This window comes from Pseudomonas rhizozeae, from assembly GCF_031583775.1.
Taxonomy (GTDB): domain Bacteria; phylum Pseudomonadota; class Gammaproteobacteria; order Pseudomonadales; family Pseudomonadaceae; genus Aquipseudomonas.
On sequence record NZ_JAVLSB010000069.1, the window covers coordinates 184,892 to 200,626 of the forward strand.

Annotated in this window: 10 protein-coding genes; 2 read left to right on the forward strand and 8 right to left on the reverse strand. The window is 62.8% G+C overall.

All coding sequences use genetic code 11. The features are described 5' to 3' along the window. Positions 1-42 precede the first annotated feature (42 nt). Both RG836_RS24425 and RG836_RS24430 read left to right on the forward strand, forming a co-directional pair. The gene (locus tag RG836_RS24425; protein WP_310850263.1) at positions 43-396 is read left to right on the forward strand and encodes an antibiotic biosynthesis monooxygenase family protein; all 354 of its coding nucleotides are present in this window, start codon (positions 43-45) and stop codon (positions 394-396) included. 42 nt (positions 397-438) lie between these two features. Then, on the forward strand, positions 439-681 hold the full coding sequence (locus tag RG836_RS24430) for a hypothetical protein (RefSeq protein ID WP_310850264.1): 243 nt from the start codon (positions 439-441) through the stop codon (positions 679-681). On the opposite strand, the gene RG836_RS24435 is transcribed toward RG836_RS24430, so the two are convergent. From RG836_RS24435 to RG836_RS24470, 8 genes are all read right to left on the reverse strand, one after another. Continuing rightward, positions 682-1,311 (reverse strand): flavin reductase family protein, encoded by a 630-nt coding sequence (locus RG836_RS24435; protein ID WP_310850265.1) that lies wholly within the window; start codon positions 1,309-1,311, stop codon positions 682-684. A 137-nt stretch (positions 1,312-1,448) separates the two neighbouring features. Next, a complete protein-coding gene (locus RG836_RS24440; protein WP_310850266.1) occupies positions 1,449-1,664 on the reverse strand; it encodes a hypothetical protein in 216 nt (71 codons plus the stop codon). Positions 1,665-1,960: 296 nt separating this feature from the next. Continuing rightward, on the reverse strand, positions 1,961-3,280 hold the full coding sequence (locus RG836_RS24445; RefSeq protein WP_310850267.1) for an MFS transporter: 1,320 nt from the start codon (positions 3,278-3,280) through the stop codon (positions 1,961-1,963). A gap of 226 nt (positions 3,281-3,506) precedes the next feature. Continuing rightward, a complete protein-coding gene (locus RG836_RS24450; protein WP_310850268.1) occupies positions 3,507-4,838 on the reverse strand; it encodes a sigma-54-dependent transcriptional regulator in 1,332 nt (443 codons plus the stop codon). Further along, positions 4,838-6,598 (reverse strand): sensor histidine kinase, encoded by a 1,761-nt coding sequence (locus tag RG836_RS24455; RefSeq protein ID WP_310850269.1) that lies wholly within the window; start codon positions 6,596-6,598, stop codon positions 4,838-4,840. Before RG836_RS24455 ends, RG836_RS24450 begins: the two co-directional genes overlap by 1 nt. A 93-nt stretch (positions 6,599-6,691) precedes the next feature. Further along, positions 6,692-9,487, reverse strand: a complete 2,796-nt coding sequence (locus RG836_RS24460) for an RHS repeat-associated core domain-containing protein (protein ID WP_310850270.1) — start codon at positions 9,485-9,487, stop codon at positions 6,692-6,694. Beyond that, positions 9,484-13,974 (reverse strand): SpvB/TcaC N-terminal domain-containing protein, encoded by a 4,491-nt coding sequence (locus RG836_RS24465; protein ID WP_310850271.1) that lies wholly within the window; start codon positions 13,972-13,974, stop codon positions 9,484-9,486. Before RG836_RS24465 ends, RG836_RS24460 begins: the two co-directional genes overlap by 4 nt. Positions 13,975-14,174: 200 nt before the next feature. After that, on the reverse strand, positions 14,175-15,698 hold the full coding sequence (locus RG836_RS24470) for a fumarate hydratase (RefSeq protein ID WP_310850272.1): 1,524 nt from the start codon (positions 15,696-15,698) through the stop codon (positions 14,175-14,177). Positions 15,699-15,735 lie beyond the last annotated feature (37 nt).

Genomic DNA, 15,735 nt, shown 5'->3' on the forward strand with positions numbered 1-15,735 from the left:
CCCGTCCCCCGGCTGCCACTCGACTCCCTGGGAGGGTTGAAGATGGTTAAGCAAATCCCCGTCAGCCACATGGCTTTTATCCGCGCTCGCGCCGGTCGCTCCGCAGAGCTCGGCCTTCGTCTGAGCACCTTGATCGAGCCGTCGCGCCAGGCGCCGGGTTGCCTGCAGTTTACCTTGCAGCAGTCGCAATGCGACAGCGACCTGTGGCTGGTGTCCGGCTACTGGGCGCATCAGCAGGCAATGACGGCCTATTTCAGCAGCCCGTCGATGGCGGTGTTCGCCGAGTTGGTGCAAGACTTGGTGGTCAACAGCCTGGACTTCCACACTTTTAAGGATGTCTCGGCGGCGCAAGCCCTGAGCGAATGCCCGGCGCTGGTACACAAAATCGCCAGTTGAGGGTTTAATGCGCGCTTATTGAACTGAGCCGAGATCTGCAACATGGCACGTAAAGAATTCGAGCACTTTGAAGCGGTTTCCGCCGTTGTCCCCGTGGAACTGGGCGGCAACAAGGGCTATCACGCGGCGATCGCGGTCAAAGCCCTGGTCGATGGCGGGGCGCCGCGTTTCCACAAACTGCTGAATGAGCACGTCTTCCCCGGTGCGATTGCCGCCGATGCGGCCGCCACCGAAGAACTGGAACGCCTGCAAGGCGTCAGTGACGACGCCGAACTGGTCTGGTAGCTACTTGACCGCACCCGGTCGAAACATCTTGAACAAGGCCTCTGGGCCCAGCTGGAAATAATCCGCCGGTCCGCCGCCGCGCAGAATCGGTTCGGCGGCGGCGGTGTCGTACACCCCGTCCTTCAACAGCCATTTGGCGATGTGCACCGCGACCACTTCGCCGAGCACCAGCCAGCTCGGCACCACATTGCCGTCGGCGCGCTGCAACTGAATGATCTGCGTGACCTTGCACTCGAAGGTCACCGGGCTTTCGGCAACGCGCGGCACTTGAATCACTTTCGACGCCAGCGGGGTCAGCCCCGCCAGTTCGAATTCATTGACCTCCGGTCCGACCATCGCGCAGCTCTGGTTCATCTGTTCGGCCAGCGGCCGCGTGGCCAGGTTCCAGACGAACTCACCGGTCTGCTCGATGTTGTTCAGGCTGTCTTTGCGCCCGACGCTGGAGAACCCGATGATCGGGGGAATGTAGTTGAAGGCGTTGAAGAAACTGTAGGGCGCCAGATTCAGGCGACCGTTGGCGTCCTGCGAGGAGATCCAGCCGATGGGCCGCGGGCCGACGATGGCGTTGAACGGATCATGGGGCAGGCCATGGCCTTGGGACGGTTCGTAGAAGTGGATGTCGTCGGGCATGTCGAAGGGTGTTCCTGAGCGAATGGGAATGGCCGACATAGTGCTAGGGCTACGCGGTTATTTCCAGTCGGGCATTTGTCATCCCCAGACAAGATTAAGCCCGGCATAAGCCGGGCTGTGGTACTGCGCGAAGGGTGTTAGCTGATGGAGGCCGACTTGGTGTTGTCGTAGCCGTCTTCAGCGAAAGTCGCGGAGTTGGTGCGATCGTAACCATCTTCAGCGACAGTGGCCGAGCCCGTGCGGTCATAGCCGTCGGCGGCAACAGCGGAACCGGTGCGGTCATAGCCGTCGGCGGCGAAGGTGTTGGCAGCCAATACACTCAGGGCCATGGCGAGGAACAATTTGCTTTTCATATTGAGGACTCCAGTTCGTGCACGTTTGCAGGAGGATATGAATCTATCCTATACCTACAAATTTGATTAAAAAGCGCAAAATTACGCTGAATTGAATCGATATTATCGATTCGTTAGCCAAGCGTTTAAACGATGCAACGAGGCAAGCCTGCGTTGACGGGGATAACGTTCGGTTGAGTGTGAGAATGGTCTGTGGGAATTAACTCGGCATTAATGCGGAAAATTCCGAGACGACTGGACGAAAAAAAGGGCAGGCCCGCGCCGGGTCTGCCCTTTTTTATCTAGCGCCGCAGGGATCAGTCAGTGGTGATCCGCGAATGTTTGCGGGTGTCTTTCATGGTGATGTACACCAGCAACGACACTGCGATACACGCGGTCACGTACCAGTAATAACCGGTTTCCATGCCGATGCTCTTGAACCACAGCGCGATGTATTCAGCGGTACCGCCGAAGATCGACACAGTCAGTGCGTAAGGCAGGCCAACGCCGAGGGCGCGGATTTCAGTCGGGAACAGTTCGGCCTTCACCACCGCGTTGATCGAGGTGTAGCCGCTGACGATGATCAGCGCCGCCATGATCAGGAAGAACGCGCCCCACCAGCTCTGGATCGTGTGCAGGGTGGTGAGGATCGGTACCGTGAAGATCGTCCCGAGTACGCCGAAGGCGATCAGGATCGGCCGCCGACCGACTTTATCCGACAAGCCGCCAATGATCGGTTGCAGGCACATGAACAGGAACAGCGTCGCCGCCGAAATCGTGGTGGAGTCGGAAATGCTCATGCCGACGGTGTTCACCAGGTATTTCTGCATGTAGGTGGTGTAGGTATAGAACGCCAGCGTACCGCCCATGGTCAGGCCGACCACGGTCAGCAGTTCCTTGGGATGGCGCATCAAGGTGCGCATGGCGCTTTCCTTGGCCTTTTCTTTCTTGGTGAACGACTCGGTTTCTTCCATGCCGCGACGCAAGTACAGCGCGACGACCGCGCACAACGCGCCGATGGCGAACGGAATACGCCAGCCCCACGCGTACAGCTGTTCGGTGGTCAGGACGTTTTGCAGGACGATCAGCACGCCCAGCGCGATGAGCTGGCCGGAGATCAGGGTCACGTATTGGAAGCTGGAGTAGAAGCCGCGACGTTCCTTGGTGGCCATTTCACTGAGGTAGGTGGCGGAGGTGCCGTATTCGCCCCCGACCGACAGGCCTTGCAGCAAACGGGCGAACACCAGCAGGATCGGCGCGCCGATGCCGATGACTTCGTAACCCGGGCTGAGGGCGATCAGCAGCGAGCCGAAGCACATCAGGTACACCGAGGCCATCAGCGCTTTTTTACGCCCGACCTTGTCAGCGTACAGGCCCATCAGCCAGCCGCCGATCGGGCGCATCAGGAAGCCCACGGCGAAGATCGCGGCGGTGTTGAGCAGTTGGGCGGTGGTGTCGCCTTTCGGGAAAAAGGCTTTGGCGAAGTACAGCGAGAAGGCGGCGTAGACGTACCAGTCGTACCACTCGACCATGTTGCCCACCGAGCCGCTGAAGATCGATTTGATCCGGCTCGCAGTGGTTTTTGCTGGGGCCGGCGCGGCCGCCGACCCAAGGGGCAGGGTATTGGAGTTATCCATTGAAGGATCCTTCGTTTAATTGTTTTTGTGGAGCGCGTTTAAACGCAGCCTGCGCTGGCTATAGCAGGAGCTGTGCCAAGGAAGAGAGGGGCTGTTTAGAGGGGTTTAATGTGTTTAATGAGCGGAAATCCGCTCATTACGTGTTCTGGATGCGCGGAAAGTCGCTTATTTTTGAGGGGGGGGGCTGGGCGATCGTCTTCGCGAGCAGGCCCAGGCGACATAGCCCTCAGTCCTGCACAAACATCTCCCGACTCAACCCATGTCGCTGCAGCTTCTCATTGAAGGTGCGGCGCGGCAGTTGCAGTTCCTCAAGCACCGCTTTCACATCGCCCTTGTGCCGGGTCAATGCCGCGCGCAGGCAATGCGCTTCGAAAGCCTCCTGCTGTGCGGCAAGGGACTGCCCGGGTTCGATGCCGACCGGTTCCGGCTCGCCGAGGCCGAGCACCTGGCGTTCGGCAACGTTCGCCAGTTCGCGTACATTGCCCGGCCAGTCGTGGCTCAGCAGATGGCTCAGGCGTGCTCCGCTCAACGGCATCACGCTGCGGCCCAGGCGTTCGGCGGCGCTGTGGGCGAAGTGTTCGTAGAGTAGCGGGATGTCTTCGCGGCGTTCGCGCAGCGGTGGCAGGCGCAGTTCGGCGACGGTCAGGCGATAGGCGAGGTCTTCGCGAAAGCGCCCGGCGCGGGCTTCGTCGAGCAAGTCGGGTTTGGTCGCGGCAATGATCCGCAGGTCGACATGGATGCTCTGGTTGGAGCCCAGCCGTTCGAGCTTCTGCTCCTGCAACACCCGCAACAGTTTCACCTGTTGGGCCAGCGGCATGCTTTCGATTTCATCGAGAAACAGCGTACCGCCGTCGGCATATTCGAGCTTGCCGATGCGCTTGCCTTGCGCGCCGGTGAAGGCGCCGCTTTCGTGGCCGAACAATTCGGCCTCGAACAGTTGCTCGGGGATCGCCGCGCAATTGAGCGCCACGAACGGCTTCTGCGCCCGCGGCCCGAAATCGTGCAGGCAGCGGGCGACCAATTCCTTGCCGCTGCCGGTTTCCCCGCGAATCAGCACGTTCACTGGCAGCGCGGCGAGGTCCAGCACCTGGCGGCGTAGGGTCTGCAAACTGCGCGAGACCCCGAGCAAGGTGCTGTCGATCTTCGCGCGGTTATCGGCCTGTTCATGCAGCGCACGGTTTTCCAGGACCCACCGGCGTTTGTCCAAAGCGCGGCGCAGGCTGCCGAGCAGGGTTTCCGGGCTGAAGGGTTTTTCCAGGAAGTCATAGGCGCCGTCGCGCATCGCTTCCACGGCCATCGGCACGTCGCCATGGCCGGTCAGCAGGATCACCGGCAAGTCCGGGTCGAGGCTTTGCACTTTGGCCAGCAGCTCCAGGCCGGTCATGCCAGGCATGCGCACGTCGCTGAGGATCACCCCGGGAAAATTCCCCGGCAATTGCGCCAGGCATTCCTCGGCACGGCTGAACAGTTGCACTTCAAAGCCCGAGAGACTCAGCCACTGTTCGACGGCATTGCGAATGCTGCTTTCGTCGTCCACCACCATCACGGAGTTGAGCATCAGGCCGGCACCTCGGTATCGATCGGCAAGGTCAGGGTAAACACCGCGCCCTGGTCATGGTTGTCGGCGCTCAGGCGTCCGCCGAGTTCGTGGACGATGGCAAACGACACCGCCAGCCCCAGGCCGAGACCGTCGCCCACCGGTTTGGTGGTGAAGAACGGGTCGAAGACGCTCGCCAGGTGTTCTTCGGCAATCCCTCCGCCATTGTCCGAGACCGCCAGGCGCCATAAAGCGTCTTGCGCTTCGAGGCGGATTTCCAGGCGTTTGCACGGTTTGTCGTGCACCGCATCAAGGGCGTTGCGCAGCAGGTTGATCAGCACCTGTTCCAGGCGAATCGCATCGCCGCGCACCCACGCCGGGCGAGTCAGGTGCAGCACGGTGCTGACATTGTCGTCACGCAAGCGCGCGTCGAGCAAGTGCAGCGATTGATCCACCACCTGCGCCAGATCCAGACGTTCGCGCAGGCCGCTGGGGCTTTTGCGGGCGAAGGTCTTGAGGTGGCCGGTGAGGGCGGCCATGCGCGTGAGCATTTCATCCAGCGGTTGCAGCGCCTGGTAGGCGTCGTCGACCCGGCCGTGATCGAGCAACAGGCGCAGGGTCGCCAGTTGCATGCGCTGGGCGGTCAACGGCTGGTTGATTTCATGCGCCAGCGCCGCGGACATCTGCCCCAGCGCCGCGAGTTTCGCCGATTGCACCAGACCGTCCTGAGCGGTGCGCAGATCACGGGTGCGGGCGTCGACCAATTGCTCGAGTTCTTCACGGCTGCGCTGGCGCATTTTCGCCAGGCGCCAGCGTTGGTTGAGGAACAACAGCAAAAACACCAGGGTCAGCCACAAACCGGCGGCGGCAAGGGCGGCGTTGCGTTGATCCTCGAATGCCACTTGCGGACGCCGCAGCAGGTGCAGGGTCCAGCCTTCGGCGGCCAGCGGCAAGGACTCCCACAGATAATCCGAGGTGCCGTCCGGGCCGTCGACCCGCGCCAGGTCGCTGTTGTCGTCGAAGCGCCGCAGTGAGGTAAATTGCAGCGGCGTCAGTGGTTGCTTGTCATATTGGCGGGTGGCCTTGAGCTCGGCGTGATCGCTATCAGTCAACGGGCGCAAGTGGCGGTAGCGCCAACCGGGCTGATTGGCGATGAATACGATCCCCCGCGCGTCGCTCACCAGCAAAGTGTCGGTGCCTTGGCGCCATTCGCGTTCCAGTTCGGGAAATTCCAGCTTGACCACCATGGCGCCGAGGAACTCGCCCTGATCGCCGGTCACCGCGCTCGACAGGAAGTAACCGGGAATCCCGCTGGTCACCCCCACCGCATAAAACCGCCCGGTGCCTTGGGTGCGGGTCTGCATGAAATAGGGCCGGAAACCATAGTTGTGGCCAACATAGCTGTTGGGCAAACGCCAATTGCTCGCGGCCACGGCCAGACCGGTGCGGTCGAGCAGTTCGAGGGTCGAAGACTGCGCGGCGCCGTTGATCTGTTCCAGTTTGCGGTTCAACGCGTCCTGCTGTTGCGCGGTCACAGGGCCGGCGAGGCCGGCGCGCAGTTCCGGGTCCAGGGCCAGCACCGAAGGCAGGGCGCGGTATCGTTCGATCAAGGTGTGCAGCGACGTAGCGTAGAGCGCCAGTTGCTGATTGGCCCGCGCGGCGTCTTCGACCAGGGCCAGACGCTCGGTATGACGCAATGCCAGCGTGGCGGCGAGCACGGTGCCGGCGAGGATCAGCAGGGTGTAGAGCGTCAGGCGCAAGGAGCGGAGAGTCGCGGGCATGGCCAGGAGAACAGTCGTCAGTACGGGCGCGCACCATAGCATGGAGTTATTTGGCCACGGCAGTCACTGGCCGATCGGCGTCTGCCTTCCTGTTCAGCGCCGCGCCGGCAAACTTAACCCGCGATATTTTGCCGCTCTTGGCGTTCTCAGGATCCACTGGTTGTCGGTGGTGCCTAAATCCCGGTAATACGCCATGCCTCGTTGGGCTCGATCAATCAGATCCAGGGTCACGTGCGTCTGGTGTGCCAGGGCGGCGCGGTGAATCGGATGACGCATGAAGTCCGGGGAATTGGCATTGACGTTCGGGGCTATTTCCGAGGGCGATACGACGTCACGGCCCAAGGCGTCAAATGCGGACTGAGCGCCCGCCCACCGTTCATTCACGGTGGTTTTCCAATCCTGGAGCATGGTATCGATTTTGTGCATCTTGACCGGGTCGAGACGGTTCTGGATATCCTCGGCCTCCTGGGCCCTAGAACCCATATTGAGTACGCCAGTGACGCCCGGTACGACCGTGCCGATCACCCGGTTAAAGGCGAATGAGATGGTGTCGGACACGGTCCAGTTTGCACGCTCCTCGTTATCAGTGATGCCGGCCTGGTAGTCGATCTGGGCAATCGTCATCGAGGAGGTTTGCGGTAAGAGCGGTCGGATCAAGCGAGCCGTCGGCTTGAATCCTTCTGCAATCGGGCCTGCGATGTCGCCCCCAACATTACCGCCGATCAAACCCGCGAGAAAAGGCGGCGTACTCTGGCGAGTCAGGTTGGCGATGTGGTTGTCCACTGGCAAAAACGAGCTCGTAATTTCACTGCCGACAACCCCGCTTTCGTAACCGACGAGGCCGAGCATTGTTTCTCCGATAAGGTTGAGCAGCATGCCCTCCACCACCGCGCCGGTTTTTGGGTCAGGTCCGTCCAGGATGCCATCGACTTGGGCCAGGGTCGTCGCCGCATGATTGCCCAGCACCGAAATGAACCGTGAATAATTGAACACCGCAAACTGATGTCTGTTTTTACCGTTAACGTCCACATAGCGCAGCGGATTATTCCCCACAAACCCATACAGATTCAGCCCATCCACATCACCCGCCGGATCGGCGCTGACCCAGCGCTGCAACCACGGTGCGTAGTAACGCGCGCCATAGTAATAGAGCCCACTGACGTCCATTTCCTTGCCCGAATAGCGAATCGTCTTGTAGTCGGCCTGCACCTGCGACGTGGCGGCCCACCACGCGGTGCCGCCGAACGGGTAGTAGCGCTCATGGCTGATCACCCGGCCCTGGCGGTCGAGTTCCAGGGTACTGGAGCCGAGGTGGTCGTCGAGGCTGAAACGCAGTTGATCCTGCTCGATCGCCGCCGGCCGGCCCTTGCGCCAGTGCAGGCAACGCACGTTGCCGAGCTGGATCACGTGCAGTTCTTCGCGGTCGTCCAGCGTGCGGATTTCCAGACCGGGCAAGTAGCGCACCTGGCGCACATGGCTGACGGTTGGCGCCTGGGTCACCAGCCGTTTACTGACGCGCTGGCCCTGGCTGTAGAGGTAGGTTTCCTCATCATGGGGCCCGCCGTTGCGCTCGACCAGGCGCGCCACCGTCAATTGGTCGCGGCTGTTCCAGGTCAAGGGCTGGCCGGGTTGCAGCGCGAGCTGGTTGCCGTGGCCATCGAACAGGCGCTCGAAGACCGGCTCGGGGTTGCCCGCCGTCCATTCGACGCCACGGTTACTGCGCGGATCGATGCGCATCTGGCGGGTGAAGTTGTGGCCGTCACGCACGTGCCGCAGGGTAGTCAGGTTGCCGCCGTCGTCGTAGGCATAGTGCTGAACGTAGTTGTACAAGCGGCCGTTATCGATTGGCGTGATCAACGGCGGCAAGCCGGGACGTGACTGCGGTACATCACCTTCGAAACCATTGGCGCTGATCAATCGGTACAGCGAGTCGTAGCTGAACTCACGGTTGGCGTCGACGCGTTGATTGGCAAAGAACACCGGTTGAAACAGCGCGTCGTCGATGGCCACGACGTTGCCGACCCGGTCGTAACGGTAGCGCAGGTCTTGCAGCGCCGGCCTGTTGTCCGGCCCTGCCTGCCACTGCGTCAGGCGTCCGTCGGCCGGATCGTAATGCCAGCGGTTAAGCACGCCGTTGGCCATGCGCTGTTCGAGCAATTGCCCGGCGGCGTCGTAGTGGCTGTCGCTGATGATCGGCAGCGGCTCGCTCTGGGGGTCGAGTTGCAGGCGACTGCCTTGAAACTGCCCGGCGCGGTCATACCGCAGTAATTGCCGATGGCCGCCGGCATCGGTCTGCTCCAGCACTTCACCGAGAGGGTTATAGCGGCGCTGGCAGATGTGGCGTTCCGAGGGGCTGAAGGCGCGGGTTTCGCCCATCACCTGGCCGAGCAGGCTGTAGCTGTCGAGCGCCAATGTGCCGGCCGGGTCGCTGTGCTCGAGCAACTGGCCGCGCAGGTTGTGCCCGGCGTCGGCCGTGGCGTCAGCGTAGCGGTAGCGCTCGACCTCAGCCTGGTCCTCGATGACGCTGATCACCCGCAATTGCTCGTCGAACGTCGTCAGCCACTGGGTTCCGCGCTGGTCCCAGCGCTGCCGCACCTCGCCTCCGGGCCCGGCCAGGCTCAGGCGCCAACCGGCGTCGACACTCTGCACCCGAATGGGCTCGCCGGACAGCCGATGCATGCTCAGCAGGTTCGGCGCCGCGTCCGTGCCCCACAGGCGCGGGTCCCACTGTTCGACCTGCTGGCCGACCGTGTTGTGGGTTTGCCGGGTGATCAATGCGCGACGGGTTCCATCGCTGACTTTCCGCAGGTACTCGACCTGGCGAACCGGCAGCCCACGGCTGTCCTGCACGAGCAAAGTGGGTGTGCGCCAATGTACGGCGGCGTTCATTGCCGTGGCTCCTTCGGCGTTTGGCCTGATGGGGCCCAGGTATCGTTGAAGTCTTCGTTGATCTGATACCAGGGATGCCGGGTTTCCCGGGCCAGGTCGCCCTTGGCATTGATCAGTTCGCTGGGACGGCCCAACGCATCGTAAAACTGTCGGTCGTGAGGCCCGACGGCGCGCAACGAGGCATCGCGCACGTAGGCGTGGCGATTGGCGAAATACGGACGAAACACCCGCACCGCCAGACCTTTGTTGTTGTACTCGACCCGTTCGCTGACGCGCCAGCGCGGGTCGGCGAAGGCTTCCACGGGCTGGCCGTTGTCGATCACCAGTTCGTTGTTGGCATCCACTTGATAAGCCGGCCCGGGTTCGACCTGTTGCCGGGTTTGCAGGACCCGGCCGAAGCCGTCCACCGAGACCAGGCTGATGTGGATCTGCGCGGGGGCGCCGCCGGGGAACTGATCGGCGCTCAGCAGCGCGCTGTGCACCGGTTCCCGGGGCGCTGCGTTGATCAGCTTAAGCAACGGCTGCTGGCCGTCTTCAAATCGAGCAAGACGCGCCAGGCGTCGGCGCGTCGAGGCGCGGATATGGCCGCTGGGCAGCACATCACCGGCGGCGATCCACTGCTGCAAGCGCTCGGCATCACGACCGACCAGCGCGGGCAATTCGCCCATCCAACTGAACAGGTCTTTGCGCAGCACGTGGGCAGCGTCTTGCAGCGCCGCCGCCGGATTGTCCAGCGCCGGTCCGGGCCGAGGGTCAGCCGGCCGCACATGCTCGGCCAAGGGTTTGAAGCCCGCCTCGACACCGTTTTCAGTGCCATAAAAACTCAGGGCGATCGGTTGCCCGGACGGCTCGTACAGCGCTTCCTGCACGTTGTCGTTGGCGTCGATCAAGCGCAGCGGTTGCAACGCGTAATAGTCGTACTCCACGCGCGTGGCGCAGCCGTCGGGCAATTCGACGCGGACCTTACGCAGGTTGACGTCGTCATACTCGGCCAGGGTCTGGCCGTGGCTGACGGTGGGGTGAAACGCCGTCACCTGGTAGAAAGCCTCGAGCCCGCCGTACGTGGCGAAGTTGTAGTCCGCCGACCACAGTTCTGCGTCGCCGAGCTCGAGAAAGGTGGGCATGACCCGGTAACCCATCAGCGCCAATTCTTCGCGCAGGTTGAACGGCGGCGGCAGGTCGGCGTAGGCCGCCAACGCAGTTTCATCCAGTTGGGCGATTTCCAGCGGCCCGCTCAAGGCTTCGAAATCGGCACCGCCCGGTGGCAGCAGCGTGCGGTCGGCGGTGCTCAAGTAGCGTTGCTGCGACTGGCTGCTCAGCACTCGCGCGGCGTTCCAGGCGTCGGAGGCTTGATGCAGCGTCAGACCTTCATGGGAAATGTCCTTGGGTTCGAGACCGACCGGCGCTCGACCCTTGGGCAATACCAAGGCATTGCCGCGTTGTCGATACGCCAGCCCCAGGCGATATTCGTCAGGCTGGGTCGACAAGTGGATGAACTCGCTGCGCGATTCGCTCAGGTAATACGATTGCTGCGCCGGGTCGTGGGCGTCGCGCCACCAGGCTTGCTGGTCCGGATCGTTGAACGGCGGGGCGTCCAGTTCGGTCAGGCGCCGGGCGTAACTGATCGCGAAGTGGTGGGTTGCTTGGCCAAAACCGTCGTGAGTGAGGGTGATGTCGTGGCGGCACAGCGGGTCGTCGCTCAGGCGTTCGTACTGGTAGCTGATGGTTTCCAGCGGCAGTGGCAACCAACTGGCGGAGTAGCCGTCATCGACAGCGGCGGCGTGCAGTTGGCGGACTTTATAGCGATGCTCCTCGACGGCGAACGGCACCGCCAGCGTCGGATCATCGGCTGCGGCGTATTGCTCGATGCGCCGCACGGCACCGGCCAGGGCGCGGGCGACTTCCGCCGCCGTGGTCTCATCGTTGACGCTGATGGTTTCGTCAACGGCGTCACCGGCGTGCCAGCGGCACAGCAGCGTGGGGTTGAGGGCTATGGCGCTGGGGTCATGGAAAAAACCGTCGCGGGGCAAATCAACCAGCCGCCCGGTGTGATACCAGGTGCAGGTGCGCGACGGTTCGCTGAAGGTCTCGTCGTCTTGCGCGCCGAAGGCTTCGCTGTCGATCTGCTGGACCTGGCCGAAGCCTCGGAACTCGCGGTTGCGACCATCGTAATAAGCGTCGGCATAGCGAAAATGCTGGCTCAGGCGATTGCCGGTGATTTCATCCAGCTGCTGTTGCTGGCTGACCAGTTGCACGGCAAACGGCAGATGGCACACCGGGTTTTGCGCAGGTTTTTGGTCCAGCCATTCCTGCGCCGAACTGCGGTAAACCACCTCGGTGCTGAGGCCCATGTTGTTGTTGCTGGCGGTCAGCAGATAGGGCCGCGCCGCGACGAAATCGTAGCGCCAGTGCCGGGGCGTCATGTGCGGCACGCTGAGGATCAGGCTTGCGCAGCCCAGGCCTTGCAGGTCGGCGAGGGTCACCTGGCACAGGTTGTCGTAGCGCACGCCGTCCGGCCAGGGCACGACCAGCGGTGTCGCTTGCAGGCCATTGCCGCCGCGATTGAAATACACCTCGAAGCCCGTCGATTGCAGGTAGATCAGCGCGGGTGCGCCGGAGCCGTCGAGATCGGCGATGCGCACCCGCGCCGCGTCGAACGACGCATAGTCGAACGTCGGGCCGTTCAGCACAAAACCTTCGCCAAACCGCCCGTGGCCGAGGTTCGGCCAACACTTGATTTCATCGCAGCGGATGCGGCACAGCTCCGGCATGTCGCTGCCCAGCAAGTGGCTGAGCAGCACCAGTTCGCTGCGGCTGTTGCTCAACAACGGCAGGCGATCGCCAGCGGGGGCGTGATCAACCTGCTCGGCCGGAGCGAACCCGGCGTCGCGGCGACTGGCGTACAAGCGCACGCTGTTCGGCCCGATCAGCGCGCAGCTCTCCAAACCATCGCCGGACAAATCGCCCAACTGCGCCATGGCGTGGAAAAACGCTGGCGGGAAACCGGCAAACGGCAGGAACCCGGACCAACTGCGATCCGCGTTCAACCGATGAAATCCGCTGTTGCCCGGCTGCGCGATGACCCAGTCGAGGCGGCCGTCACCGGTCATGTCCAGCAACACCTGGCGCGCCGCGCGCGAGGCATCGGCGCTCGGCTGCCGCGCCAGCGCGGTCCAGGGGCCATAGGCAATGGCATTCGCGCCGTTGTCGCCGCGCAGCGGCTCGCGGTAATACCAGCTCTGGTCATGGCGACAGAGGAAACCCGGCACGCCTTCGCCGAATAAGTCGACGCACTGATAGCGCTGGCCGTCATCGACACCAGGCATGGATTCGAAGGCAAAAAATGGCTGGGGTTTTGTCTCGGGCTCGAAGGTCGAATAGTCGAATTCGACAGGCGGCATCGCCTCCATTGCGCCGCTGGCGTCGTAAGCCTGGTAATGCGCGGCCTGCAATTGGCTGTAGCCCAGCGACGTGCTTCGGTACTCCAGGAGCAGCCGCCGTACCAGCGCCGGGTTGGCGCCGGTCTTGCCGGGGAAATGGTGGAACATCAGGACCTGGCGACACAGGCGCCGGGTGCCGATCTCAAATCCGAACGCGTAACTGTGAAACGGGTCGCTGCGCAGCGTCCATTCGCCGAACTCACTGCCGGGCGCATCGTAGGGCGGGCCGTACAGCGGTTTACCGTCCAGGGTTGCGTTGCGTTCGCCATAGTCGAACAGCAGATGAAAGTGCCACAGCGGCGCGGTCGGCGGGTTCCAGCCATGCAGTTGATCGCTGGCCACGGCGTTGCCGTACAACACCCGATGCAGGTAACGCTGGGCCTGGTAATCGTGGGGTTTGCCCGGTTGCGGCAGCGTCGGTTCCGCCTTGTACTCGTAGGCAATATGTTCGCCACGAGGGTTGAGGCTTTCCTGCAAATGCCAGATTGCGACCCGCTCCGGTGCCCGCGGATCGACGCTGCGGGTGGCGTCGTTCATGCCGAACGCATGCAGGCTGCCGTCGCCGCTGTGCACCAGCCAGAAACCCCGGGGGTTTTGCGTCGAGCGCCAGAACTGCATGCGTTCAAAGGTGCGCTGGGTGCGCGGGTAATACTCGACGACCCGGTGCTCACCGATATTAAGTCCGCGATAGCGGCTGATCAGCTGGATGTCGGGCTCGCCCTGGGCGTTGCGCCGTGGCCGCCATTCCTCGCCGTCCGGGCCGAGCATCACGTCATCGCCTTGATAACGCGGCACGCCGGTGCGGGTACGACGGCTTATGGCGCTGGCGCCGACTTGCCAGCCGAGGCCAAACGGGCCGTTGCCGCTCTGGCTGTTGTAAGTGAGGCTCAGGCCCGGATCGAAGCCCCGTCCGGCCGACCACGGCAGCGGCAATTCGAACGACGCCGCGCCCGTCACGCCGACGGCATCCCAACTTTTGCCAATCGTGGCAATCGAGGCGCTCTGGGCGATGGACGGCGGCGTGATGCTCAGGTCTTGTTCAGCCATGGCGCTGACCCTGTGACAGGCGAATCCCGTGATGACGGGGCAGGGTTTAACGCTATCAAGTGCGGGGCGCGCGGTAACCTGTCAGATCTGACAGGTCAGGCGGGTTTTTCAGACCGAGTCATGCTGTGCAGAGGTTTTTTTATCGCGAAAAAAAACCGGCCCGTCACAGGAACGGGCCGGTTGTTTTGTTCGCTGAAGCCTTACTGCACTTCGACGGCCAGGCTTTCGCTGATCTTTTTCTGCCAGATGGCCGGGCCGGTGATGTGCACCGACTCGCCCTTGCTGTCCACCGCGACGGTGACCGGCATGTCCTTGACCTCGAACTCGTAGATCGCTTCCATGCCCAGTTCGGCGAAGGCCAGCACTTTCGACTTCTTGATCGCCTGGGCGACCAGGTAAGCGGCGCCGCCGACGGCCATCAGGTACACGGCTTTGTTGTCCTTGATCGCGTCGATCGCGGTCGGGCCGCGCTCGGATTTGCCGATCATGCCCAACAGGCCGGTTTGCTCGAGGATCTGCCGGGTGAACTTGTCCATCCGCGTAGCGGTGGTCGGGCCGGCCGGGCCGACCACTTCGTCACCGACCGGATCGACCGGGCCGACGTAATAGATGAAGCGACCTTTCAGGTCCACCGGCAGGGTTTCACCCTTGTTCAGCATCTCGACCATGCGTTTGTGCGCGGCGTCGCGACCGGTGAGCATCTTACCGTTGAGCAACACGGTTTCGCCCGGTTTCCAGCTCTGCACGTCTTCCGGGGTCAGGGTGTCGAGGTTGACGCGACGGGCCGACGGGCCGGCTTCCCAGACGATTTCCGGGTAGGCGTCCAGCGGTGGCGCTTCCAGCGAGGCCGGGCCGGAGCCGTCGAGCACGAAGTGCGCGTGACGGGTGGCGGCGCAGTTGGGGATCATGCACACCGGAAGCGAGGCGGCGTGGGTCGGGTAATCCATGATCTTGACGTCGAGCACAGTGGTCAGGCCACCCAGGCCCTGGGCGCCGATGCCCAGTTGGTTGACCTTCTCGAACAGCTCCAGGCGCATCTCTTCGATACGATTGGACGGGCCGCGCTTCTTCAGCTCGTGGATGTCGATGGATTCCATCAACACTTCCTTGGCCATCACCGCGGCTTTCTCGGCCGTGCCGCCGATGCCGATCCCGAGCATGCCCGGCGGGCACCAGCCGGCGCCCATGGTGGGCACGGTTTTCAGCACCCAGTCGACGATCGAGTCGGACGGGTTGAGCATGGCCATCTTCGATTTGTTCTCGGAGCCGCCGCCCTTGGCCGCCACGTCCACTTCCACGGTGTTACCCGGGACGATGGAGTAGTGAATGACTGCGGGGGTGTTGTCCTTGGTGTTTTTGCGCGCGCCTGCCGGGTCGGCGAGGATCGAGGCCCGCAGCACGTTTTCCGGCAGGTTGTAAGCCTGGCGCACGCCCTGGTTGATCATGTCATCCAGGCTCATGGTGGCGCCATCCCAGCGCACGTCCATGCCTACGCGCACGAACACGGTAACGATCCCGGTGTCCTGGCAAATCGGCCGATGGCCGGTGGCGCACATGCGCGAGTTGATCAGGATTTGCGCCATCGAATCACGGGCCGCTGGCGATTCTTCGCGCAGGTAGGCTTCGTGCATCGCCTGGATGAAGTCAACGGGGTGGTAATAGGAAATGAACTGCAGGGCGTCGGCAACGCTCTGAATCAGGTCGTCTTGCTTGATCACGGTCATGAGTCGCGCTCCTCTAAAAGACGGGAACATTCAATAA